This is a genomic window from Cellulomonas sp. P4_D11 (genome assembly GCF_056401915.1).
In genome coordinates, this window is the sequence record NZ_JBFUIK010000037.1 from 1 (window position 1) to 23,199 (window position 23,199).

General features: G+C 72.2%; 20 protein-coding genes, 2 tRNA genes and 2 pseudogenes. 10 read left to right on the top strand and 14 right to left on the bottom strand.

The window, feature by feature from the left end; genetic code table 11:
• Positions 1 to 2,548, bottom strand: a 2,548-nt coding sequence (locus tag AC1DT4_RS17480; RefSeq protein ID WP_477091055.1) for a non-ribosomal peptide synthetase, incomplete at its 3' end; no start/stop codon positions are given.
• 184 nt (positions 2,549 to 2,732) lie between these two features.
• Between AC1DT4_RS17480 and valS the strand changes: the two genes are divergently transcribed.
• Entirely contained in the window at positions 2,733 to 5,369 is a 2,637-nt protein-coding gene (gene valS / locus AC1DT4_RS17485) for a valine--tRNA ligase (RefSeq protein WP_477091056.1), read from the top strand.
• 2 nt (positions 5,370 to 5,371) lie between these two features.
• Positions 5,372 to 7,177 carry an AMP-dependent synthetase/ligase gene (locus AC1DT4_RS17490; protein ID WP_477091057.1) on the top strand — a complete coding sequence of 602 codons (1,806 nt, stop codon included), beginning with the start codon at positions 5,372 to 5,374 and terminating at the stop codon, positions 7,175 to 7,177.
• A 122-nt stretch (positions 7,178 to 7,299) separates the two neighbouring features.
• Here AC1DT4_RS17490 and AC1DT4_RS17495 read toward each other — a convergent pair whose 3' ends face one another.
• From AC1DT4_RS17495 to AC1DT4_RS17535, 9 genes are all read right to left on the bottom strand, one after another.
• A complete protein-coding gene (locus AC1DT4_RS17495) occupies positions 7,300 to 8,496 on the bottom strand; it encodes a baeRF2 domain-containing protein (protein WP_477091058.1) in 1,197 nt (398 codons plus the stop codon).
• Between the two features lie 122 nt (positions 8,497 to 8,618).
• Positions 8,619 to 8,933 carry a chorismate mutase gene (locus AC1DT4_RS17500; RefSeq protein ID WP_477091059.1) on the bottom strand — a complete coding sequence of 105 codons (315 nt, stop codon included), beginning with the start codon at positions 8,931 to 8,933 and terminating at the stop codon, positions 8,619 to 8,621.
• Between the two features lie 31 nt (positions 8,934 to 8,964).
• Positions 8,965 to 10,242 (bottom strand): ATP-dependent Clp protease ATP-binding subunit ClpX, encoded by a 1,278-nt coding sequence (gene clpX, locus AC1DT4_RS17505; protein ID WP_477091060.1) that lies wholly within the window; start codon positions 10,240 to 10,242, stop codon positions 8,965 to 8,967.
• 227 nt (positions 10,243 to 10,469) lie between these two features.
• Positions 10,470 to 11,174, bottom strand: a complete 705-nt coding sequence (locus AC1DT4_RS17510) for an ATP-dependent Clp protease proteolytic subunit (RefSeq protein WP_477091061.1) — start codon at positions 11,172 to 11,174, stop codon at positions 10,470 to 10,472.
• A 40-nt stretch (positions 11,175 to 11,214) separates the two neighbouring features.
• On the bottom strand, positions 11,215 to 11,832 hold the full coding sequence (locus AC1DT4_RS17515; RefSeq protein ID WP_477091062.1) for an ATP-dependent Clp protease proteolytic subunit: 618 nt from the start codon (positions 11,830 to 11,832) through the stop codon (positions 11,215 to 11,217).
• Positions 11,833 to 12,036: 204 nt separating this feature from the next.
• Entirely contained in the window at positions 12,037 to 13,443 is a 1,407-nt protein-coding gene (gene tig / locus AC1DT4_RS17520) for a trigger factor (RefSeq protein WP_477091063.1), read from the bottom strand.
• Positions 13,444 to 13,639: 196 nt separating this feature from the next.
• Positions 13,640 to 14,929 (bottom strand): glycosyltransferase, encoded by a 1,290-nt coding sequence (locus tag AC1DT4_RS17525; protein WP_477091064.1) that lies wholly within the window; start codon positions 14,927 to 14,929, stop codon positions 13,640 to 13,642.
• 76 nt (positions 14,930 to 15,005) lie between these two features.
• A complete protein-coding gene (locus tag AC1DT4_RS17530) occupies positions 15,006 to 15,968 on the bottom strand; it encodes a DUF389 domain-containing protein (protein WP_477091065.1) in 963 nt (320 codons plus the stop codon).
• A gap of 69 nt (positions 15,969 to 16,037) precedes the next feature.
• Positions 16,038 to 16,111, bottom strand: a tRNA-Pro gene (locus AC1DT4_RS17535).
• A gap of 106 nt (positions 16,112 to 16,217) precedes the next feature.
• Here AC1DT4_RS17535 and AC1DT4_RS17540 point away from each other — a divergent pair.
• Positions 16,218 to 16,288, top strand: a tRNA-Gly gene (locus AC1DT4_RS17540).
• Between the two features lie 163 nt (positions 16,289 to 16,451).
• Here AC1DT4_RS17540 and AC1DT4_RS17545 read toward each other — a convergent pair.
• Positions 16,452 to 17,156: a PxKF domain-containing protein gene (locus tag AC1DT4_RS17545; RefSeq protein ID WP_477091066.1), complete on the bottom strand. Its 705-nt coding sequence runs from the start codon at positions 17,154 to 17,156 to the stop codon at positions 16,452 to 16,454.
• Here AC1DT4_RS17545 and AC1DT4_RS17550 point away from each other — a divergent pair.
• The gene (locus AC1DT4_RS17550) at positions 17,155 to 17,478 is read left to right on the top strand and encodes a FadR/GntR family transcriptional regulator (protein WP_477091067.1); all 324 of its coding nucleotides are present in this window, start codon (positions 17,155 to 17,157) and stop codon (positions 17,476 to 17,478) included. The genes AC1DT4_RS17545 and AC1DT4_RS17550 overlap by 2 nt on opposite strands.
• An 85-nt stretch (positions 17,479 to 17,563) precedes the next feature.
• On the opposite strand, the gene AC1DT4_RS17555 is transcribed toward AC1DT4_RS17550, so the two are convergent.
• Both AC1DT4_RS17555 and AC1DT4_RS17560 read right to left on the bottom strand, forming a co-directional pair.
• The gene (locus AC1DT4_RS17555) at positions 17,564 to 19,189 is read right to left on the bottom strand and encodes a DUF5597 domain-containing protein (RefSeq protein ID WP_477091068.1); all 1,626 of its coding nucleotides are present in this window, start codon (positions 19,187 to 19,189) and stop codon (positions 17,564 to 17,566) included.
• 236 nt (positions 19,190 to 19,425) lie between these two features.
• Positions 19,426 to 20,154: a M23 family metallopeptidase gene (locus AC1DT4_RS17560; RefSeq protein ID WP_477091069.1), complete on the bottom strand. Its 729-nt coding sequence runs from the start codon at positions 20,152 to 20,154 to the stop codon at positions 19,426 to 19,428.
• Positions 20,155 to 20,322: 168 nt separating this feature from the next.
• Between AC1DT4_RS17560 and AC1DT4_RS17565 the strand changes: the two genes are divergently transcribed.
• Together AC1DT4_RS17565 and AC1DT4_RS17570 are read left to right on the top strand one after the other, a co-directional pair.
• On the top strand, positions 20,323 to 20,739 hold the full coding sequence (locus tag AC1DT4_RS17565; RefSeq protein WP_477091070.1) for a nitroreductase/quinone reductase family protein: 417 nt from the start codon (positions 20,323 to 20,325) through the stop codon (positions 20,737 to 20,739).
• 19 nt (positions 20,740 to 20,758) lie between these two features.
• A complete protein-coding gene (locus tag AC1DT4_RS17570; RefSeq protein ID WP_477091071.1) occupies positions 20,759 to 21,223 on the top strand; it encodes a GyrI-like domain-containing protein in 465 nt (154 codons plus the stop codon).
• A 77-nt stretch (positions 21,224 to 21,300) separates the two neighbouring features.
• Here the strand turns inward: AC1DT4_RS17570 and AC1DT4_RS17575 are convergent, their stop codons facing one another.
• Positions 21,301 to 21,501: a hypothetical protein gene (locus tag AC1DT4_RS17575; RefSeq protein WP_477091072.1), complete on the bottom strand. Its 201-nt coding sequence runs from the start codon at positions 21,499 to 21,501 to the stop codon at positions 21,301 to 21,303.
• Positions 21,502 to 21,613: 112 nt separating this feature from the next.
• On the opposite strand from AC1DT4_RS17575, the gene AC1DT4_RS17580 reads away from it, so the two are divergent.
• From AC1DT4_RS17580 to AC1DT4_RS17595, 4 genes and pseudogenes are all read left to right on the top strand, one after another.
• A complete protein-coding gene (locus AC1DT4_RS17580) occupies positions 21,614 to 22,351 on the top strand; it encodes a GH25 family lysozyme (RefSeq protein WP_477091073.1) in 738 nt (245 codons plus the stop codon).
• A 33-nt stretch (positions 22,352 to 22,384) separates the two neighbouring features.
• Positions 22,385 to 22,483: pseudogene (locus AC1DT4_RS17585) on the top strand (MerR family DNA-binding transcriptional regulator); the annotation flags it as partial.
• A 22-nt stretch (positions 22,484 to 22,505) separates the two neighbouring features.
• A pseudogene (locus tag AC1DT4_RS17590) lies at positions 22,506 to 22,592 on the top strand (MerR family transcriptional regulator); the annotation flags it as partial.
• Between the two features lie 159 nt (positions 22,593 to 22,751).
• Positions 22,752 to 23,108 carry a VOC family protein gene (locus AC1DT4_RS17595; protein WP_477091074.1) on the top strand — a complete coding sequence of 119 codons (357 nt, stop codon included), beginning with the start codon at positions 22,752 to 22,754 and terminating at the stop codon, positions 23,106 to 23,108.
• The last annotated feature ends 91 nt before the right edge of the window (positions 23,109 to 23,199 follow it).

The window sequence follows — 23,199 nt, forward strand, 5'->3', positions numbered from 1 at the left end:
CCGTGGCGCCGTACACGGCCACCCAGCGTCGCCCGCGCGGCGCGCGGTCGCGCGGCCAGTGCCGGCGCGCGGGTCCGTCGAACGTCGCCGGCGAGCCGACCCACAGCTCCCCCGGGGGCACGGACGTGAGCACGGCGGACCCGGGCGCGACCTCGGACCACGCACCGACGCGCGTGCCGGGCGCGAGCGTGCTGCGGGTGCCGACGGTCGCGCGCTTGTCGATCCGCACGCGCCCGACGCGCAGCACATCCCCGTCGAGCCAGTGCCCCCGCAGGTCCACCTCCGGCTCGACCGAGCAGCCGTTGCCGAGCGTCAGCAGGCCGGTCACCGGCGGGAGGGCGTGCAGGTCGACGTTCTTGCCGACGGTCGCGCCGAGCGCCCGCGCGTACTCGGAGACCCACGGCGCGCACGACAGGTTCTCGGCCCCGGCTGCCGCGGCCCACGACTCCGCGAACCAGATCCGCAGGTGCACCGACCCGCCGCGCGGGTAGCGACCCGGCTCGAGGTCGCCCAGCAGCGCCCGCGCGACGAGCACGGTGGTGCCCATCCGGCCCAGCGGGCTGATGAGGACGACCCAGCCGAGCGCGACCCACCACCACACGCCCGGCACCACGGGCACCCACGGCGCCGCGGTCGTCGCGAGCAGCAGGGCGTCGGCGGCCAGCAGCCAGGTGAGCCAGCGCAGCCCGACCAGCGTGGCCAGCGGGACGGCCAGCACGGTCTGCAGCACCTGCGCGCGCAGCGGCGTCGGCGCGACGACCCGCTCCTCGGACACGGCCGGCGCGTCGAACTCGTCGAGCCGGGCGGCCAGGTCACCGAGGCGCGGGTAGTCGTAGACGTCCGCGACGGTCACCGTGGGGAACCGGGCGCGCAGCGCGCTGACCAGCTGCGCGGCCACCAGGCTGCCGCCGCCGGACGCGAAGAAGTCCTCGTCCGGGCTCGCCACGGCGACGCCGAGCGCGGCCGTCCAGCGCTCGGCCACCCACGTGCCGGTGGGCGTGAGGCCCACGGCGGGGGCGGCCTCCTCGTCGGGCCGCTCGAGCGGCCACGGCAGGGCGTCCCGGTCGACCTTGCCCGCGGCCTCCTCGTCGGGCCGCTCGCGCGGCCACGGCAGGGCGTCCCGGTCGACCTTGCCCGAGCCGCGCGTGGGGATCGCGTCGACCGGCGCGAGCAGCGGGACCAGCGCCGCGGGCAGGTTCGCGGTGAGGCGCCGACGGTACTCGGCCAGGTCCAGCTCGACGCCCGGCTCGGGCACCACGTACCCGACCAGCACGGCGGTCCCCGCGGGCGTCCGCCGGACCGCCGCCGCGGCGCCGGCCACGCCCGGGAGCCCGAGCAGCGCGGAGTCGACCTCGCCCAGCTCGATGCGCCGGCCGCCCACCTTGACCTGATCGTCGGCCCGCCCCACGAAGAGCAGCCCGTCGGCCTCGTACCGGACCAGGTCGCCGCTGCGGTACGCCCGCGCCCAACCGAGCCCGCCGGCGGGCGCGTACTTCTCGGCGTCCTTCGCCGGGTCGAGGTACCGCGCGAGCCCGACGCCGCCGATGATCAGCTCACCGACGCCGCCCTCCTCGACCTGGTGCCCGTCGGGCGCGACGACCGCGAGGTCCCAGCCGTCCAGGGCGTGCCCGATGCGCACCGGCGCGTCGGCGGACAGCAGCGCGGCGCACGCAACGACGGTCGCCTCGGTCGGGCCGTACGTGTTCCAGACCTCGCGCCCGGCACCGACCAGGCGGGCGACCAGCTCGGGCGGGCACGCCTCGCCGCCGAAGATGAGCAGCCGCACGCCGGCCAGCTCCTCGCTGCGCCACAACCCCGCCAGCGTGGGCACCGTCGAGATGACCGTGATGCCCTGCGCGACGAGCCACGGCCCGAGGTCCATGCCCGTGCGCACGAGGGCGCGCGGCGCGGGCACCAGGCAGGCGCCGTGGGCCCAGGCCAGCCACATCTCCTCGCAGCTGGCATCGAACGCGACCGACAGCCCGGCGAGCACGCGGTCGCCCGGGCCCAGCGGGGCGTCCTGCAGGAACAGGCGGGCCTCGGCGTCGACGAACGCGGCCGCCGAGCGGTGCGTGACGGCCACTCCCTTGGGCGCGCCGGTGGAGCCGCTGGTGAAGATGATCCACGCGTCGTCGTCGAGTCCTGGCCGCCGCGGCGACGCCGACCGCCTGGTCTCCAGGTCGCCCTCGGTGAGCACCCGCGCGACGCCCGCCTCGCGGAACACGGTCCGCGCGCGCTCGTCGGGATCGTCGACGTCCACCGGCACGTACGCGGCACCCGCCGCCAGCACCGCGAGGATCGCGGTGTAGAGCTCGGCCGTCCCGGACGGGATCCGCACCCCGACCCGGTCCCCCGGGCCGATGCCGGCCGCGGCCAGCCCGCCCGCGGCGGCCTCGACGGCGTCCGTGAGCTCGCGGTACGTCAGCACCGCGCTGCCGTCGTCGATCGCGGGAGCGTCGGGGTGCGCGGCCGTCGTGGCATCGAGGACGTCGAGGAGGGTGCGCGGCGGCGGTGCGAGGTGCGACCGGAGGAAGCCCTCGGGGGCCATCGTCGAGCCTCCCCCGTCGCTGCGATGTGCGTGCGTCCACCCGATCATGCGCTCCTGACCGGCGAACGGCGATCCTCCCACCCGCCCGACGACGGACGCGCCACGGCCCGGCCCTGTTCACCGAACGTTCGCCGGATGGTCGCCCGACCGCTGCGACCCCGCCGATCTGGGAAGATGTCTGCCCATGAGCTCCGAGCACCCCACTGCATCCGTCGCGCCTGCCGCCCCCGCCACCATCACCGGCACGCGGCAGGTACCGGACCGGGTCTCGCTCGACGGCGTCGAGGCCCGCTGGGACGAGGCGTGGACCGCGCAGGACCTGTACGCGTTCGACCGCACGGCGACGCGCGAGCAGGTCTACTCGATCGACACGCCCCCGCCGACGGTGTCCGGCTCGCTGCACGTGGGCCACGTCTTCTCGTACACGCACACCGACGTCGTGGCCCGCTTCCAGCGCATGCGCGGCCGCGAGGTGTTCTACCCCATGGGCTGGGACGACAACGGCCTGCCCACCGAGCGTCGCGTGCAGAACTACTACGGCGTCCGGTGCGACCCGTCGCTGCCCTACGACGCGGACTTCACTCCCCCGTTCGAGGGCGGCGAGGGCAAGTCCGGGCCGCAGGTGCCGGTGAGCCGCAAGAACTTCGTCGCGCTCTGCGAGCGTCTGACGGTCACGGACGAGCGGCAGTTCGAGGAGGTGTGGCGGCGGCTCGGCCTGTCTGTGGACTGGTCGCGGACGTACCAGACGGTGTCCGCGGAGTCGCGGGCCGTCGCGCAGCAGGCGTTCCTGCGCAACCTCGCGCGCGGCGAGGCGTACCAGGCCGAGGCTCCCGGGCTGTGGGACGTGACGTTCCAGACGGCGGTGGCCCAGGCCGAGCTCGAGGCGCGCGACTACCCCGGTGCTTTCCACCGGGTCGCGTTCCACGGCGCCGACGGCCCTGTCTACATCGAGACCACCCGCCCCGAGCTGCTCCCCGCCTGCGTCGCGCTCATCGCGCACCCCGACGACGAGCGCTACCAGCACCTGTTCGGCACCACGGTCCGCTCGCCCCTGTTCGACGTGGAGATCCCCGTGCTCGCCCACACCCTGGCGGAGCCCGACAAGGGTGCCGGCATCGCGATGTGCTGCACCTTCGGTGACCTCACGGACGTCCAGTGGTGGCGCGAGCTGCAGCTGCCGACGCGGTCCGTCGTGGGCCGTGACGGCCGGATCTTGCGCGACACCCCGGACTGGCTCGCGTCCGACGGCGCCCGCGCGCGCTACGAGGAGCTCGCCGGCAAGACGACCTTCTCCGCGCGCGAGGCGGTCGTGGCCGGCCTGCGGGAGACCGGCGACCTGGACGGCGAGCCGGTGAAGACCGAGCGCAAGGCCAACTTCTACGAGAAGGGCGACAAGCCCCTCGAGATCGTGACCAGCCGACAGTGGTACATCCGCAACGGCGGTCGCGACGAGGCGCTGCGCGAGGCCCTGCTCGCCCGCGGGGCCGAGCTCGGGTTCAACCCCGACTTCATGAAGGTCCGCTACGAGAACTGGGTCAGCGGCCTGAACGGTGACTGGCTGGTGTCGCGCCAGCGGTTCTTCGGCGTGCCGTTCCCCGTCTGGTACCCGCTCGACGAGCAGGGCGAGCCGCGGCACGACGCCCCGCTGCTGCCCACCGAGGCCGAGCTGCCGATCGACCCGTCGTCCGACGTGCCCGCGGGCTACACGGCCGACCAGCGCGGCGTGCCCGGCGGCTTCGCGGCGGACCCCGACATCATGGACACGTGGGCCACCAGCTCGCTGACCCCGCAGATCGTCGGCGGCTGGCGCACGGACCCCGACCTGTTCGGCCGCGTGTTCCCCATGGACCTGCGCCCCCAGGGGCAGGACATCATCCGGACGTGGCTGTTCTCGACCGTCGTCCGCTCGCACCTCGAGCACGGTTCGCTGCCGTGGTCGGACGCGGCGATCAGCGGGTGGATCCTCGACCCGGACCGCAAGAAGATGTCGAAGTCCAAGGGCAACGTGGTCACGCCACTGAGCCTGCTCGAGGAGCACGGGTCCGACGCCGTCCGGTACTGGGCCGCCTCGGCCCGGCTGGGCACCGACGCCGCGTTCGAGATCGGCCAGATGAAGATCGGCCGCCGCCTGGCCATCAAGGTGCTCAACGCCTCGAAGTTCGCGCTGTCGTTCGGCGATCCGGCGGAGCCGCTGGCGCTCGACCCGGCGCTCGTCACCGTCGAGATCGACCGCGCGATGCTGGCCGGACTGGCGGACGTCGTCGACAAGGCCACCGCGGCGCTCGTCGCGTACGACCACACCCGCGCGCTCGAGCTGTCGGAGACGTTCTTCTGGACGTTCTGCGACGACTACCTCGAGCTGGTCAAGGACCGCGCCTACGGCGAGCCGTCCCCGGAGACCGTCTCGGCCCGCGCGGCGCTGGCGATCGCCCTCGACGTCATGCTGCGCCTGTTCGCCCCGGTGCTGCCGTTCGCCACCGAGGAGGTCTGGTCGTGGTGGCGCGAGGGTTCGGTGCACCGTGCCGAGTGGCCCTCGGCCGAGCCCCTGCGCACCGCGGCCGACCCGCGGGTGGTCTCCGCCGCGGGCTCAGCGCTGGCCGCGCTGCGCAAGGTCAAGTCCGAGGCCAAGGTGTCGATGCGCACCGAGATCACCGCCGTCGAGCTGGCCGTCCCTGCCGCCCTGCGCCCCGGCGTCGAGGTCGCCCTCGACGACGTGCGCGCGGCCGGTCGCGTCGTCGGCACCCTGACCCTGGTGGACGGCGACGGCGAGGCCTGCGTGGCGCGCGACGCCGTCCTGGCGCCGCCCGAGCCGAAGGCCTGACCGTGCGCGAGCTCCGCTCGGACGCGCTGGTCGAGCTGGACCCGGCGGCGAGCATCCCCGGCCTGCTGGCGGATCGGCTGGCGCGTGACCCGTCCGGGGTGTTCGCCGAGCGCCTGGTCGACGGCGCATGGACCTCGGTCACCGTGTCGGAGTTCGCGGCCTCCGTGACCGCCGTGGCGAAGGGGCTCGTCGCACGCGGCGTGGAGCCCGGCGACCGGGTCGCGATCATGTCCCGCACGCGCTACGAGTGGACGCTGCTCGACTTCGCCTGCTGGGCCGCGGGTGCGCTCGGCGTGCCCGTGTACGAGACGTCCTCGGCGGAGCAGGTCCGGTGGATCGCCGCCGACGCCGGGGTCCGGCTCGCTCTGGTCGAGACGGCCAAGCACGCCGCGGTCGTCGCCGAGGTCCGCGACGACCTGCCCGGCCTGGCCGAGGTGCTCGTCATCGACGACGGTGCGGTCGCGACGCTCGTCGAGTCCGGCGCGGAGGTCGCCGACGACGAGATCGCCCGTCGCAGCGCGCTCGCGCGGGCCGACGACCTCGCCACGATCATCTACACCTCCGGCACCACGGGCCGGCCCAAGGGCGTCGAGCTCACGCACGGCAACTTCGTCGCGCTCACGCTCAACGGCGTCGCCGGCCTCGGCGACGTCTGCGCCGCCCCGGGCTCGCGCACGCTGCTGTTCATGCCGCTCGCGCACGTGTTCGCGCGGTTCATCGAGGTGCTCTGCGTCCCGTCCGGCGCCGTCCTGGGACACACGCCCGACGCCAAGCACCTGCTCGACGACCTCGCGGCGTTCCAGCCGACGTTCATCCTGGCCGTCCCCCGGGTGTTCGAGAAGGTCTATAACTCGGCCGAGCAGAAGGCCGGCTCCGGGACGACGCTGAAGGTCTTCCGCTGGGCCGCCAAGGCCGCCGAGGACTACTCGCGCGCCCTCGACGGCGCCGGGCCGGGCGCGGCACTGCGCACCCGGCACGCGCTCGCCGGTCGGCTCGTGCACAAGAAGCTCCGCGCCGCGCTGGGCGGCCGCGCGCAGTACGCGATCTCCGGCGGCGCCCCGCTGGGAGAGCGGCTCGGGCACTTCTACCGGGGCATCGGCGTCGAGGTGCTCGAGGGCTACGGCCTCACCGAGACCACCGCGCCGACCGCCGTGAACCGCCCCGGCGCCACCAAGGTCGGCACGGTCGGCCCCGCGTTCCCCGGCACGGCGCTGCGGGTCGACGACGAGGGTCAGATCTTCGTCGCGGGCCCGCACGTGTTCCGCGGCTACCGGCACGACGCCGAGGCCACGGCGGAGGCCCTGGTCGACGGCTGGTTCCGGACGGGCGACGTCGGGAACCTCGACGACGACGGCTACCTCACGATCACGGGCCGGACCAAGGAGATCATCGTCACCGCCGGCGGCAAGAACGTCGCGCCTGCCGTGCTCGAGGACCGACTGCGTGGGCACCCCCTGGTCAGCCAGGTCGTCGTCGTCGGCGACCAGCGCCCGTTCATCGGCGCCCTCGTCACGCTCGACGCGGAGATGCTCCCCGGGTGGCTGTCGAACCACGGGATGCCCGCGATGTCCGTCGACGAGGCCGCCGCCGACGCGGGCGTCCTCGAGGCGCTCGACCGCGCCGCCGACCGCGCCAACGAGGCCGTCTCCCGCGCCGAGTCCATCCGCAAGCTCCGCGTGCTCACCACCGACCTCACGGAGGCGAACGGCTACCTCACGCCGTCCCTCAAGGTGAAGCGCGCCCTGGTGCTCAAGGACTTCGCGGCGGACATCGACGCGCTCTACGTGGACACCCGCACCACCGACTGACCCGCAACGTCCGAGCAGCTGCAGGCCCTGACCCCTCTCTGCTCGGACGCAAGCCCAGACAGCAGCGCAACGTCCGAGCAGAGGGAGGCGCTGGGCTTCCTCTGCTCGGACGTTGCGGGGTGCTACACCACCGTGCGCAGGCGGGCCTGGTCGGCGGACTGGGTGGGGACCGCCTCGCTCGGCGTCGAGTCGTCGGACCAGCGCAGGACGGCGCCGATGCCGTCCACCAGGTCGACGGTGCCGTCCTCGGCGAACGTCAGGCCGGCGTCCTGGCCCAGAGCGGCCCGGACGAGCGCGACGTTGGCCTCCATCTCGCGGGCCTCGCCCGTGACACCGATGGCGACGAGGTCCGCCTTGCTCGACGCGATCTGCAGGGGCTCCGGCCCGACCCACAGGGTCCGGTCCGCCAGCCCTGTCGTCGAGCCGTCGACGTGGAGCACCAGCTCGGCGACCTGGCCCCGGCGCAGCACCTCGATGACGTCGTCGAGCGCCGTCACGGCACCGTCTCCGCGACCCTGCGCCTCGCGGAACCGGTCGAGCACGGACTCCCGCCGCCGGGCACGGAACTGCGCGAGGGTCTCCTCCACCCGCGCGTCGAACGCCCCCTGGTTGACACCCTCGCCCCGGGACCCGCCGAGCACCTCCACGACGAGCTCGCGAGCCTGCTGCCCGAGCGCCTCGCAGACGAGCTTGACCGCGCGCACGTCGCCGGTCACCAGGACGAGGTCCGGACCGCGCTCGGCGACCCGCTTGTCCAGCACCGCCGCGACGGCCTCGGCGTTGCGCCCCCACGAGTCCTCGGCGCGCGTCTGGCTGCGCCGGTCCAGTCCCCCCTCACGCGTCTTGTGCACGTCGTCGTGCCCGCCCTCGACGGTCTCGGTCTCCGGTCCCCCCTCGGTCCGGACCGTGCCACCGGCCGCCCACGTGAGGTCCGCGCCGTTGCGGTCCACCTTCACGAGCAGGTAGGTGACGGTCTGGTCGGCGGCCCGGACCGCCGGCAGCAGTGCGGGCGCGGGCCCGTACACCGCGTGGGACTGCGCCGGCGGCTGTGCGAGCACGCGGTCGACGACGACCGCGTGGGCGTCCGCGACGACCACGCGACCGTGCGGGCCGCGCACGCCGGTCGGGCGCGACACCACGTCGGCGATCTGGTCGAGCAGCCCTGCCGGTGCGCCGTCGCGCTCGAGCGCGCGCCGGACGGCCTTCCACCGCTCGAGGGCCTCCGCGTCACCGGTCGCCCCGGCGCGCGTCGCGTCGAGGTAGACGGTGGTGAACGGTGACGGGCGTCCGAGCAGCGGCTTGAGCCAGTGCAGGTCCATGGGCAGCACCTCCGGGATCGACGATCCCCGGCGACCGCAGGCGTCCTCCGCCCCCGCGCGGCCCGCCGGAGCTGACCCCTCCTACCTTCCGCCCCCGAAGGACGCGGCGCCACCCCGTATCGTCAGTCCGTGCGGGCGTGGCCCTGCGCGATCGCCTCGTGGTGGCGGATGACCTCCTCGACGATGAACGCGAGGAACTTCTCGGCGAACACCGGGTCGAGGTCGGCCGTGTGCGCGAGCTCCCGCAGCCGTGCGACCTGCTGCTCCTCGCGGGCCGGGTCCGAGGGCGGCAGCCCCCGGGTCGCCTTGAGCACGCCAACCTGCTGCGTCGCTTTGAAGCGCTCGGCCAGCAGATACACGAGGGCAGCGTCGATGTTGTCGATGCTGCCTCGCAGCCGGGCCAGCTCGGCGGGGATCGGGGTCGGCAGGTCGCTCACGGACGCGATCCTAGGCGGGAACGCGGGAAGGTCAGGCGCTCTTCTCGCGGGGTGTGCGCTTCTCCTGCGTGTCCCGGGGCACCAGCGTCGGGTTGACGTTCTCGAGCACCACGGCGCGCGTGATGACCACCCGGGCCACGTCGTCGCGGCTGGGCACCTCGAACATCACCTGCTGGAGCACCTCTTCCATGATCGCCCGCAGGCCGCGCGCGCCGGTGCCGCGCAGGAGCGCCTGGTCGGCGATGGAGGCCACGGCCTCGTCGTCGAACTCGAGCTCGACGCCGTCGATCTGGAACATCCGCTGGTACTGCTTGACCAGCGCGTTCTTCGGCTCCGTGAGGATCCGCACGAGCGCGTCCTGGTCGAGGCGGGAGACCGCGGCCACGACGGGGAGCCGTCCGATGAACTCGGGGATCAGGCCGTACTTCTGCAGGTCCTCGGGGCGCACCTCGGAGAACAGGTCGCCCTCGTCGACCGAGTCGAGCAGGGGGGCTCCGAAGCCGACCACGCGCTTGCGCGCCCGGGCGGCGATGATGTCGTCCAGCCCGGAGAACGCGCCCGCCACGATGAACAGGACGTTCGTCGTGTCGATCTGGATGAACTCCTGGTGCGGGTGCTTGCGACCACCCTGCGGCGGGACCGAGGCCGTGGTGCCCTCGATGATCTTCAGCAGCGCCTGCTGGACGCCCTCGCCGGAGACGTCGCGCGTGATCGACGGGTTCTCGCTCTTGCGGGCGATCTTGTCGATCTCGTCGATGTAGATGATCCCCGACTCGGCCTTCTTGACGTCGTAGTCGGCGGCCTGGATGAGCTTGAGGAGGATGTTCTCGACGTCCTCGCCGACGTAGCCCGCCTCGGTGAGGGCCGTGGCGTCCGCGATGGCGAACGGGACGTTGAGCATGCGGGCCAGGGTCTGCGCGAGGTACGTCTTGCCGGTCCCCGTGGGGCCCACCAGCAGGATGTTCGACTTCGCGATCTCGATGTGGTCGTCCGTCGTGGACGTCCGCGTCTCACCGGCCTGGACCCGCTTGTAGTGGTTGTACACCGCGACCGCGAGGGCCCGCTTCGCGGACTCCTGGCCGATGATGTACTGCTCGAGGAACTCGAAGATCTCCTTCGGCTTCGGCAGCTCGACCAGGCCGACCTCGGTGGCCTCCGCCAGCTCTTCCTCGATGATCTCGTTGCAGAGCTCGATGCACTCGTCGCAGATGTAGACGCCCGGTCCCGCGATCAGCTTCTTGACCTGCTTCTGCGACTTGCCGCAGAACGAACACTTGAGGAGATCGGCCCCGTCCCCGATACGAGCCACGTCGGTCCCCTTCCTCAGTGTCGCCCTCCGCCCGTCGGGCGGTGCGTCGTTCGTGCGTCACCCCGCAGGGTGCGCGTCCTCCCCCATTGCACACCACCGCGGCCGGGATGTCAGCCGTACACACGCCGAGTGTCAGCACGTGTTGGCACGTGTTGCCAGGGTGTGTCGCCTGACCTGGTCGGACGCGACGGGGCCGGGTCCGCTTGCGCGGACCCGGCCCTGGTGTCCTACGGCTTGGGCTGGACCGTCGTCGGGACCACGCCCTTGCGGCTGGCCAGCACCTGGTCGACGATCCCGTACTCCAGCGCCTGCTGGGCCGTGAGGATCTTGTCGCGCTCGATGTCCTTGCGGACCAGCTCGATGTCGCGCCCCGTGTGGTGCGCGATGGTCAGCTCGAGCCACTCGCGCATGCGGATCAGCTCGTTGGCGTGGATCTCGATGTCGGACGCCTGCGCGTAGCCGCCACCCTCCATCGCCGGCTGGTGGATCAGCACGCGCGCGTTCGGGAGCGCCAGGCGCTTGCCGGGCGATCCCGCGGCGAGCAGCACGGCCGCGGCCGAGGCGGCCTGCCCGAGGCAGACCGTCTGGATGTGCGGCTTGATGTACTGCATCGTGTCGTAGATCGCCGTGAGCGCCGTGAAGGAGCCGCCGGGCGAGTTGATGTACAGGATGATGTCGCGGTCCGGGTCGGTGCTCTCGAGCACCAGCAGCTGGGCCATGACGTCGTCGGCCGAGGCGTCGTCCACCTGCACGCCGAGGAAGATGATGCGGTCCTCGAACAGCTTGGTGTACGGGTCCTGGCGCTTGAAGCCGTAGGCCGTGCGCTCTTCGAACTGCGGCAGCACGTACCGGGCGGCCGGCGACGACGGCGCGAGGCCGCCGGGGCCGGCCAGCATCCCGGCGCGGGCCATGAACTGGGATTCCATGCTCACGAGCTTCTCCTCAAGATGAAGGGTCTGAGGGCGTCGGCCGTCAGGCCGTGCCGCCGCCGCCGGCGACCGAGTCGGCCTTCGTGACGACCTTGTCCACGAAGCCGTACTCGAGGGCTTCGGGGGCCGTGAACCAGCGGTCGCGGTCGGCGTCGTTGTTGATCTGGTCGACGGTCTTGCCGGTCTGGGCCGCGGTGAGCTCGGCCAGCACGGTCTTCATGTGGAGGATCAGCTGAGCGTTGATCCGCACGTCGGTCGCGGTGCCGCCGATGCCGCCCGAGGGCTGGTGCATCATCACGCGGGCGTGCGGCAGGGCGTAGCGCTTGCCCTGGGCGCCCGACGACAGCAGGAACTGGCCCATCGACGCGGCCATGCCCATCGCGATCGTGGCGACGTCCGGCTGGATGTACTGCATGGTGTCGTAGATCGCCATGCCCGCGGTGATCGATCCACCGGGCGAGTTGATGTACAGCCAGATGTCCTTGTCCGGGTCCTCCGCGGCCAGCAGCATCATCTGCGCGCAGATGGCGTTGGCGTTCTCGTCGCGCACCTCGGAGCCGAGCCAGATGATGCGCTCGCGGAGCAGTCGGTTGTAGATGGAGTCATTGAGGCCGAAGGCCGGGCCGTCTGCCCTGGCCATCATCGGCACTAGCTCGTTCACGAAGGCTCCCTCGTCTGACGGTGACGTCTGTCCTGCACCGCGCGGTCCTCCCCCCTCGGGGGGCCGTGCGATGCAGTGACCCTAACGCGCGGCCACACCCGCCCATGTCCCGCCGCCGTGCGTTTTCGCTGACGGCAGAGCAGGGGCTCCCGGAACGCACGAGGCCCCGCACCCGGGCGGGTGCGGGGCCTCCTGGGACGTGCGTCAGGCCTTGGCGTCCTCGACGGTCTCGGCGTCGTCGAGCACCGAGATGTCCGCGGCGGCGTCGCCACCGGTCACGGAAGCGGCCTCGGCGGCCTCCGCTGCGTCCTCGGCGTCCTCGGCGTCCGAGCCGATGAACTCGCTCAGGTCGACGGCCTGGCCGGCGTTGTCGGTGACGGCGACGCGGCGCAGCGCGACGGCGAGGGCCTTCGAGCGGGCGACCTCGGCCACCATGGTCGGGATCTGGCCCTGCTGGTCGATGGTCTGGATGAAGGTGTTCGGGTCCATGCCGTACTGGCGCGACGCGTTCACCAGGTAGTCGAGGAGCTCGTTCTGGCTGACCTTGATCTCGAGCTGCTCCGCGAGCGTGTCCAGGAGGATCTGGTTGCGCAGCGCGGTGGTGGCCTGCTCGCCCACCTCGGCGCGGTGCTCGTCGTCCTCGAGCCGACCCTCGCCCTCGAGGTGACGGTGCACCTCGGCCTCGACGACGCCGCTCGGGACCGGGATCTCGGTGCCGGCGAGCAGCTGCTCGAGCAGGAGGTCGCGAGCCTGCACGGCCTGGTTCGAGATCTTGATCCGCGACGCCTGCTCGCGCAGGTCCGCCGTCAGCTCGTCCAGCGTGTCGAACTCGCTGGCCAGCTGCGCGAAGTCGTCGTCGGCGTCGGGGAGCTGGCGCTCCTTGACGGTCGTGGCGGTGACGGCGACGAGGGCGGTCTCGCCGGCGTGCTCGCCACCCGCGAGGGCGGTCTCGAACGTGGTCGACTCGCCGGCCGACAGGCCCGTGAGCGCCTCGTCCATGCCCTCGAGCATGTTGCCCGAGCCGATCTGGTAGCTGACGCCCGAGACGTTGTCGACCTGCTCGTCGCCGATGGTGGCGGTGAGGTCGATGACGACGAAGTCGCCCTCGACGGCCGGGCGGTCGATGCCGACCAGCGTGCCGAAGCGCTCGCGCAGGGCGTCGAGACGGCCCTGGACGTCCTCCTCGGAGACCTCGACGTCGTCGACCGTGACGGCGAGGCCGTCGAGGGCCGGGACGGTGATCTCGGGACGGACCTCGACCTCGGCGGTGAAGTGGAGCTCGCCCTCCTCGCCCTTCGGCGTGGCCGTCAGGCCGGGCACCTGCGTGACCTCGACCTCGGGCTGGCCCAGCGGGCGGAGCTTGTTCTCGCGGACGGCCTCGGCGTAGAAGCCGGACAGGCCCTCGTTGATCGCGTGCTCGAGGACCGCCGGACGGCCGATGCGCTGGTCGATGATGCGCGGCGGCACCTTGCCCTTGCGGAAGCCCGGGACCACGACGTCCTGGGCGATGTGCTCGTACGCGTGCTCGATGCTCGGCTTGAGCTCGTCGTACGTCACCTCGACGGTCAGCTTGACCTTGGTGGGCTCCAGGGTCTCGACGGCGCTCTTCACTTCGATGGTCTCCAACTGATCGGGGCGGGCGCCGGCGACTCCGGCGATCTCCGTGGTGTCAGGGCCGCGCACCGTCGCACTTCCACCCCGGGGAGGGGGCCGACGACCGCACGCTGGCGACCCTCGACCTTACGCCACGGCGGGCGGCGGTCCCAAGCCTGCAGGCTGTGGGACCGCCCACGCCGTCGGCACCCGCTCAGCGACCGGCACCCGCGACCTCCGTGACGACCGACGCCGCGCGGGCGACGCCGTCGTACTCCGCGTACTCGGCCGCCAGCTCGCCCGCCCGGCGCGCGAAGGACGGGTTGTCCAGGACCCGGCGCACGCCCTCGCGCACGGCCTGCGACGTGGTCGCGTCGGTGATCTTGTCGGTGTCGATCGCGAGCCCGACGCCGGACCAGACCACCCGCGCGCCCACCTCGGCCTTGTCCTCGGTGCGCCCCGCGACGACGACCGGCACCCCGGCCGCGAGCGCCTGCTGCACGCCACCGAAGCCGCCGTTGGTGACCATGACGTCCACGAGCGGCAGCAGCCGGTCGAACGGGACGAACGGCGTCGCCCGCACGTTCGCGCCGTACCCGAGGTCCTCGGTGGTCGCGACGACCAGGACGTCCTCGTCGGACAGCGCGTCGATCGCGGGCCACAGCAGCCGCTCGGGGTCGGTCGCGACGGTGCCCTGCGTGACCAGCACGACGGGGCGCCCGGTCGCCCGGGCCTCGAGGACGTCCGCCCACCATGCCGGGGGCGTGAACCGGTCGATGCCGGCGGGCAGGAAGGGTCCCACGAGCTCGACGTTGTCGGGGAGGTCCGAGCGCGGGTACTCGAACGACGGCACCGACGTGTGCAGCACGCGGGTGACCGCCGTCTGCGCCCAGTCGAAGAAGAAGCCGTCGGGGACGGGCTGGCCCGCGTCTGCCACCACGCGCTCGGCGGCCGCCTGGGCGTCCCGGAACACGACCCTGCGCGTGAACCAGTCGAGCAGCGCGTACCGGAGGCCGTCGAGACCGGTGCGGGGCGGCTGCAGGCCCAGGCCGAACGGGGCGGTGTCCTTGCTCGAGATCGCGAGGGGCGAGACCGAGAACAGCACCGAGGGCAGGTCGTGCCGCCGGGCCGCGATGGCTCCCGCCAGGAACGCGTTGTCGGTGACGATCACGTCGGGGCGCTCCGCCGCCACGAGGCCGTCGATGTCGGCCAGGAAGCCCGGCACGGTCTCGACGAAGTGGTGGAGCACGTCCCACTGGAGCCGCCTGATGCCGGGGGCCGGTGCGCCGTGCTCGAGCGACCAGGCGTCGAGGGCGGCGTCGTCGAGGTCGCGCCCCTGCACGATCGGGGCGTGCTTGGCACCGGTCGCGCTGACCGCCTGCGCGAACTTGCGACCGGTGTAGACGACGACGTCGTGTCCCTCCTCGACGAGGGCGCGGGCCAGGGGCAGCGCGGGTCGCACGTGGCCGGTCACGGGCGTGAGGGTGAACAGGATCCTGCTCATGGTGGGGAGCTCCCAGGGGTGTCGGGGACAGTCCCCGAACAAGACCGCGGGCGATTCGCCCTGATACATCCCCCGCTCAGCGGCGGCGCAGGATCTTCTCGCGCAGCCTCTCGCGACGCTCGGCGAACCGGTTCCACACGGTCTTCTGGAAGACCAGCGTCAGCCAGCCCGCGAGGGCCATGCCGACGATGTTGACCCCGAGCTGCAGCGCGCTACCCCGGACCTCGTCCCACTGCGCGAACGCGAGGCCGAGCGCGACGTTCCCCGCCGCCGGCACGGTGGTGACCGAGATGAACACGCCCGCCAGCGCGCCCACCCGCGCGGACGTCAGCGACAGCACGCCTGCGGCGCCGGCGATGACGGCCACGATGAGCGACCACTTGTCGGGCGTGTAGATGAACGCCGTGTCCGGGCGGGGTGCCGTCACCTGCTCCAGCGTCACCCAGCCGAGCTGCTTGGCCACGAGCGAGGCGACGCACGCGAGCAGGATGGCGATCAGGAACCCGACCACCAGCGTCCAGAGCGCGATCCGCAGCAGGTGGGACCGACGGCGGACCAGCGCGATGCCGAGCGCCGCGATCGGCCCGAACTCCGGCCCGAGGACCATGGCGCCGATGACGAGGATCTGCGAGTCGAGCACGATCGCGATCGCCGCGATGAGGGTCGCGAAGGTCATGAAGCTCAGGTAGGTCCAGTTGAGCTCCGACTCGGCGTACGCGCGCCGGGTGACGTCGATCCAGACGACGGCGTCGGCGCTGCTGCCCGGGGCGATGCGCTCGGCGTCGTAGCCCCGCTGGGACACCCACGTGTCCACGGGCTCGACCTTCAGCGTGCCCTCGCGCTGCACGCCGAGCTCCAGGAGCTCGTCGAGGATGTCGTTGGCCGCCTCCCTCGCCACGTCGGCGAGCACGACGTCGCCCGGGGGGCGGCGCGAGGCGCCGTCGAGCACGGCGAGGCTGCTCACCGCGGGCGCGCGCTCGAGCGCGGCGACGACGTCCTGCGTCAGGTGCGTCGGGCTCGAGATCCGCAGGTGCAGCACACCGCCAGTGTGTCGCCGCGGACCCCGCGAACCGGGGAGCCGCGCGCACCCCGGGGGTCGGAAGAGCTGTCGGGGTGGCGGGATTCGAACCCACGACCTTCCGCTCCCAAAGCGGACGCGCTACCAACCTGCGCCACACCCCGTGCGCACCCGGCAGCGACCCTCACGGGCGACGCGGGTGCACGAGACGCCCTCCTGCACCCGGTACCCTGGGTGCCGCAGTCCGGGCTCCACGGAGCCGGGACCAGTGCGGACGTAGCTCAATGGTAGAGCCCCAGTCTTCCAAACTGGCTACGCGGGTTCGATTCCCGTCGTCCGCTCCCTCCCGATGTGCTCGCGGCTCGGGCCGCCGACCCGCGACGGCGGCGCCTCCCGGCGATGGGTCGCAGCCTCGCCCAAGCCGAAGCCGGGCGCGGTCCGCCGCACCTGGGCGCAAAGATGCCGCGTGCCGCCGTTCGTCGGCGACACGCGGCATCCCTCGTGCTACTTCCGGAAGGTGAACAGCGCGCTGTGCGTCGTCCCGTCGTCGAGCTTCAACGAGAACGTGGCGCACTTCCCGGCCCAGGACTTGTCCGTCTTCCAGACGTAGACGTACTGGTCCGAGGCGGGGTCGTACTGCAGACCGCTGGCACCGGCGCTGACGGTCTCCTCGATCGCGTCGACCGGCGCCGTGGGAGAGCACGATCCGAACGCGACGGTCGGCGAACCTGCCGCCACGACGCCCGTGCCCTGATCGCCGTGGAGGCTGAACTTCATCGGGACCGCGCTCCCGGCCTTGACCGAGTTCACGACGCCTCCCATGTCGACGGGGGCTACGAAGCCGTGCCAGTCGTAGACGACCGAGTAGCTGCAGCTCACGGCGACGGAGGCATTGCCTGCGTTGTCGACAGCAGTCGCCGCGGGGGCTTCTGCGGTCTTGGCGCCGACGGTCGACGTGTCCAGGCTGACGGTCCCGCTCGACGGTGTCGCCAGGCCGGAGCCGTGCTCCTCCTCGGTCGCTGACCACGAAGCGGCCGCCGAGGCACCGAGGAGCACCGGGCTGCTCGGGCACACGAGCGCCACGACCGGTGCCGTGACGTCGGTCGGCGATGCCGACTCGGAGCGGGCGCTCTCGCCGACGATGTTGACTGCCGACACCGAGAACCGCGCGGAGGAGCTCGAGGCGCTGCGGCAGGCCTTGGAGTCCATGCGCGCGTCGCTCGACGACCCCAGCGCCTTCGGTGCGTCCGACGTGCGCTTCCACGACATCGTCATGGAGATCTCCGGCAACCGGCTCGCCGAGAGCATCGCCCGGTCGCTGTTCGAGCGTGCGCGCGACAGCGCGCGGTACCACGGCATGACACCGCCGTCGTTCCACGAGCGGACGCTGCGCGAGCACGAAGCCGTGTTCGCGACGATCGAGGCCCGCACCACCGAGGCGGCCGAGCACGCGATGTACTCGCACATCATCGACGCCTGGCAGCGCCGCCGGCTGCCGGACCACTCGGGCACCAAGCCGCGCCGCACGTAGCTGCTCGCAGCGCCGCACAGCGACGTGGACGCGCCATGAGCGGACTGACACCCAGACAGTCAGCGCCGTCGTCGTGGACCCGCGCTCAGAGCGCGAGCAGCGTGATCCTGACGGCGGTCACGGCGTCGGATCCGAGAATCGTGAGCCGCTCATCCCCGTTGAGGAGGCGTCCCTCGACGAGGTTGCCGTCGCGGAGGCGCAGCTCGCGCACGCTGTCGATCTCGACGTGTGATCCGTCTCGGCTGAAGTCGAGCATCGCGCGCTGACCGATCGCGACGAACTCGAGCGGACCGGTCGCGATCACGATGCCGAAGGGCCTGGGGTCGGCCGGCTGCGGCCCGTGGGAGTCGTTGATCGACTCGCTCGGCCGGGTCACGGGCTCGGGAAGCCGGACACCGATGTCGAGAAGCATCTTCGCCAGGAGCTTCGGTGCGCTTCTGGCCACGACGGTCATGGAGTCGAGCGTCGCGGTGACCGATTCGGTGCCCTCGTCGAGCGCAAACCCCATGATCCGGCCGTCACGTTGCGCATCGACGATCTGGGGTGCGAGGGCGAGGATCTGCCGGAACGCGTCGAACAGCTGACTGCCCTCGCGGACGTCGTCGACCCCGAAGACGTGGTAGCCGATGGCATCGAAGCCGCCGATCGCACGGAACGCGTCGCCGGTCAGCACTCGCGCCTCCGGAATGAAGAGCGCACTGGTCGCGGACGCGTACTCCCGCATGACGGGCTCGCTGTCGTGGACATAGATGTCTGGGGCGACGAAATCGAGCGCGGGCCCGGCGATACGCCAGATCCCGCTCATCCGCGCCGTCGGTCCCCCGCTCGGATATCGGCCGGGCTCGTCCTGGCCCGGCTGCGGACCCAGCCACGCATTCGCATACGCCGGCAACGCTTTGATCGACTTCCCTGCAGCGGCCAGGTCGCCGACGTACTGACCCCAACCCCACGCCATGAACACCTCGTCGGCCACGGCATTGTTGTCGCCGAAGCGGTCCGCCCACGACAGGCCTTCTCCGGCGGTCTCTGAGAACAGCGCGACAACGTCATGGTGGAAGCTCTCGGGGTTGTCGCGCACCGTCTCGAGCAGTTCCGACGGTATCGGCGAGCTCCACGCCTTGGCGGCCGGTCCCGAGTGATCACGGCTGGCACCGAGCAGGCCGACCTCGTTCTCCACCTGCATGAGGACGATGGTGTGCTCCGCGTCGACGCGTGCGACGTGCGCCATCAGGGCCGCGTACGCGGTTCGATCGGCCGCCCGAAGCGCGCTCGAGAACACGGAGAGCACCGGCCGCGGCATGGAGCCGTCGTAGGTGAAGGGCGCCGGGAACGGGGACAATCCGAGGCTTGCGCGTTCGAAGCGGACCGGATCCGCACGAACCCACGTCGGCGCATAGGTGGACGACGCGTTCTTGAACGCACCGAACCAGATCAGGACGAGACGCACTCCGGCGGACCGCGCACCGGCAAGAAGGTTGTCGACAACCTCGAAGTCGAACGCGCCCTCGGTCGGCTCCACCTGATCCCACCCGACCGCAGCGACGACCGAGTTGATCCCGGATCTCTCCAGTGACGCCCACACGGGAGCCATGTACGCAGAGTCGGAGGAGCTCGAATTGTGCAGCTCGCCACCGAGGCACAGGAAAGGCGACCCGTCGACGATGAGCTGGGTGTGGCCAGCTGTGCGCTCGAGTCGAGGCAGGCTGGACACAGCGGCTCCTTCTGCTGGCGGAATCGACGTCGGCGACGCCCCCATCTTCCCGCTTGATGAAGGGGGTCGACGCCCGACGTCGCCATGCGCGTCGAGAAGACGGGGCAGACGGCATGGTGCGCTGCCCAGACCTCTCCCGCCGCGGCCCGCTCTACCGTGCCGGCTCGGTTCCTACTCAGCTCCCACTGGCAATGAGGTGGCCCCCGCTCCTGGCGTCGGCGGTGGCGTCCTCGAGGTCAGGGGCGCGCCCACCGTTGCGAGAGCAGCCACCCGTCACGGTTGACCCTGACGGTGCTGATCTTGAAGCCGAGCGACCCGGCGGACGCGGTATACGCATCGAGCTCGTCGCGGGGGCCCGTGCCCGTGGAGGTCTGGACCCAGCCGAGCGTCTCGTTGTAGATGGCGGTCGAGCCGAACGCCCGGGACCTACCGCGCCCGAGGTCGTAGATGATGCGAATCATGCTTGCCATGTCGTCCTCCTCTGTCGTGGTTGTCGCCGGGGTGATCGCCCCGGTCTTCAGGTCGACGCCCCGTTCGGCCATGAACAGCTCGGGGTCGACGTCGGTGTTGTCGAGGTTGGACTTGGCGCCGGCGGGATAGGTCTTGAAGTGGAGGTGGATCCCGACGAGAGGGTTGCCCGTCGCGCCCATCGTCCCGATCTGCTCGCCCATGGCGACGACGCGGTCGAGGGGCGCTCCCGCCTCGGCGAGATGCTGGTAGTGCGTGGTCGAGCCGTCGTCGTGCCGGATCTGCACGAAGAAGCCCCGCACGCTGTGCTTCGCGGACTTGCACACCGTGCCCGCCGCGACGGCACGCACGGGTTGGCCGGTCTGGCCCGGCTCGGGTGGGGCGATGTCGACGCCGCGGTGGAACGTCGATGCGCCCGCGACCGGGGCCTCCCGCGGCCCGAACGGGGACCGGAACCGACCGATCGCGGGCATCTGCCACGGGTTCTCTGCGCTCATGTCTGCCTCCCTGCAGCGACAAAGCGTGCCGTACGTCCTATTTTGCGCTTTTCGGGCACCCCGTGGGCAGACCTTTTCCGACGAGACCGCGGGGCAGGGATCGCGCCAACGCGCCGCCCGTCTCTCACCGGGTCGCGCGAAGGTGCGGCTCGACATGACACTGGCCGCATGAGCGACTGGAACCAGCAGATCATCGACGAGTTCCGCGCGAACGGGGGCGACGTCCGGACGAACGGCTTCGGCAAGGGCCTCGTCCTCCTGCACCATCGGGGCGCCAGGACCGGGACCGAGCGCGTCAGCCCCGTCGCCGGGATCCGGGTCGACCCGGACGCGTGGCTCGTCGCCGCCTCCAAGGGCGGCGCGCCGGAGAACCCCAGCTGGTACTTCAACCTGCTCGCACACCCGGACGTCGAGATCGAGACGCCCGACGACGGGACCGTGGCGGTGCACGCGACGAACCTCACCGGTGACGAGCGCGACGCGGGCTGGGCGCGGTTCACCGCCCGCTCGGCAGGGTTCCGTTCCTACGAGCAGCGCACGGCGCGCACGATCCCGGTGCTGCGGCTCGCACGCCGGGCGGTCTGACCACCCCAGGAGGAGCACCGTGGACATCACCGTCGAGGACCAGCCCACCGCGCGCGTCGCGGTGCTGCGCGAGCGCGTCGCCATGGACGCCCTGCCCGAGTTCTACGACCGCGCCTACCGCCTCGTCGCGGAGGAGGTCGCGGCGGCGGGACTGACCGTCACGGGGCCGGCGTTCGGCTGGTACCGCGACATGCCGACAGACTCGGTCGACCTCGAGGCCGGCTTCTGGGTCGGCGCGGAGGAGGTCCGGACCCTCGGCAGCGGGGTCGAGGTCGTCGAGCTCCCCGGCGGGCCGGCCGCGGTCGCGGTCCACGTCGGCGGCTACGACAGCCTCCCCGGCGCCTGGAGCGAGCTCCGGGCGTGGTTCTCGGGCCAGACCGCCCAGATGCGGGGCGACTTCCTCGAGGTCTACGTCACGGACCCGTCGGAGGTCGCCGCGCCGGAGCTGAACGAGACGCGCCTGGTGCTGCCGCTCGTCCCGTGACCGGACCGGCCACGGCCGACGTCACGGTGTGCTCGACCTGACCCTCCCCGAGCCGCGCACCCCGCCGACCCGTCGGATCAGTACCGGGTCTGGCCCTGCTCGCTGTCGACGATGTGCCGGCAGCCGGGGCACTCGCCGCTGTCCGGGCCGTCGTCCTCCGGGAACCGGGTCTCCGGCGTGACGAACCGGCCGCACACGCTCATGCCGTCGCGGAAGAAGTGCTGCCGCCGGTCGTTGCCGGTCAGGCGGAGCCAGCCCTCGGTGTAGCTCAGCAGCATGTCGGTCTCCTGTCCTGGGTCGAACGCCCTCGTTCCATCGTCCTGCGCGTGCCGGCCGCGTATGCATGACGAAAGACCCCCGGACGAAGCCGCTGTGCGCCAGACTTCGCCGATGCCCACCGCTCGCGCACGGACGGCCCTGGTGACCCTCGCCGCAGTCGGCGTGGTGCTCGCCGTGCTCGTCGTGAACGGCGTCCTGTGGCCGAACCGCCTCCTCGCCGCGCGCTACGACGTGCGTGGCGTCGACGTGTCGGCGTACCAGGGGACGATCGACTGGCGGACGCTCGCCGAGCAGGACGTCGACTTCGCCTACGTGAAGGCGACCGAGGGGTCGGGGTTCGTCGACGCCCGGTTCCGCGACAACCTGCGGGGCGCTCGCGACGCCGGGCTCCTCGTCGGCGCCTACCACTTCTTCAGCTTCGAGAGCCCCGGTCGGTCCCAGGCCGAGCAGATCATCGCCACGGTCCCGGCCGACGACGACCTGCTCCCGGTCGCGATCGACGTCGAGCACTACGGGACGTACGTCGGGCACCCACCCGACCCCGAGACGGTGCGCGCGGAGCTGACGACGGTGGTCGCCATGCTGCGGGAGCACTACGGCCTCGAACCGGTGATCTACGCGACCCAGGCCGCCTACGGCCGGTACGTCGCCGGCCACTTCCCGGGGACGCCGATCTGGATCCGGGCCGTGTACGCGCCGCCGCACCTGGCCGGCGGCGGGCGATGGACGTTCTGGCAGTACTCGCAGCGCGACCGTCTCGACGGGTACGACGGGCGGGAGTCGTACATCGACGTCAACGTGTTCGGCGGCGACCTCGACGACCTGCGCGCCCTCCGCACGGACGGTTGACCCTCGGGCCACCCGAAGGTCCACAGTTCTGCTGTGGACATCGACGACCTGACGATCGGCCGGTTCGGGCGCCTCTGCGGCCTCTCCGTGCACACGCTGCGGCACTACGACGACGTCGGCCTGCTGGTGCCGGCGCGTCGACGAGGCGACCGGGTACCGCTACTACCGGCCCGAGCAGCTGGAGCGCGCGAGGCATATCCGCTCGCTGCGGTGGACCGACCTGTCGGTCGAGGACACCCGCAGGGTCCTCGACGACCCCGACGGTGCCCCGGCCGTCCTCGACGCGCACCGGGCCCGCCTCGAGCGCGAGCGCGCGCGGATCGCGGCCAGCCTCGGAGACGCCGAGCGGATCGCCGACGAGGGCCTGCCCTCCCCTGCCCGCGCCGCCGGCGCCCGTCCCGTGCAGATCAAGCTGCTCGTCGGCGACCGGGACGCCGCGGCCGCGTTCTACATCGACGCGTTCGGGTTCGACTGCGAGGTGACCCAGCGCACCGCGGACGAGGACTTCTCCGGCTTCGTCTTCGGCCGGTACGGCGAGAGCGACTTCTTCCTCGTGCACCTGCAGACGGCCGACTACCCGGGCGCCGCCGGTCCGGCGACGATCGGCCTGCTCGTCGACGACCTCGACGCGGCGCACCGCCGAGCGCTCGCCGCCGGCGCGACCGAGGTCCTCGGCCCGCACGACTCGGAGGGGATGCCGCGCGCGTCGGCGGTGCGGGACCCCGACGCCAACGTGATCTGGCTCTACCAGGGGTGAGGGACGACAACGGCCCCGGTGCTGCGCCGCGACTCTCGTCGCGGGCTGCACCGGGGCCGCATGTCCGTCAGCACCTGTTGGCCTTCGCCCA

Bases quoted from the DNA above. Each gene is read 5' to 3' on its own strand.
- valS (WP_477091056.1), top strand. From the start codon at position 2,733: ATGAGCTCCGAGCACCCCACTGCATCCGTCGCGCCTGCCGCCCCCGCC.
- AC1DT4_RS17495 (WP_477091058.1), bottom strand. From the start codon at position 8,496: ATGGACCTGCACTGGCTCAAGCCGCTGCTCGGACGCCCGTCACCGTTC.
- AC1DT4_RS17525 (WP_477091064.1), bottom strand. From the start codon at position 14,929: ATGAGCAGGATCCTGTTCACCCTCACGCCCGTGACCGGCCACGTGCGA.
- AC1DT4_RS17550 (WP_477091067.1), top strand. From the start codon at position 17,155: ATGCGCGCGTCGCTCGACGACCCCAGCGCCTTCGGTGCGTCCGACGTG.
- AC1DT4_RS17545 (WP_477091066.1), bottom strand. From the start codon at position 17,156: ATGGACTCCAAGGCCTGCCGCAGCGCCTCGAGCTCCTCCGCGCGGTTC.
- AC1DT4_RS17560 (WP_477091069.1), bottom strand. From the start codon at position 20,154: ATGAGCGCAGAGAACCCGTGGCAGATGCCCGCGATCGGTCGGTTCCGG.
- AC1DT4_RS17565 (WP_477091070.1), top strand. From the start codon at position 20,323: ATGAGCGACTGGAACCAGCAGATCATCGACGAGTTCCGCGCGAACGGG.
- AC1DT4_RS17575 (WP_477091072.1), bottom strand. From the start codon at position 21,501: ATGCTGCTGAGCTACACCGAGGGCTGGCTCCGCCTGACCGGCAACGAC.
- AC1DT4_RS17580 (WP_477091073.1), top strand. From the start codon at position 21,614: ATGCCCACCGCTCGCGCACGGACGGCCCTGGTGACCCTCGCCGCAGTC.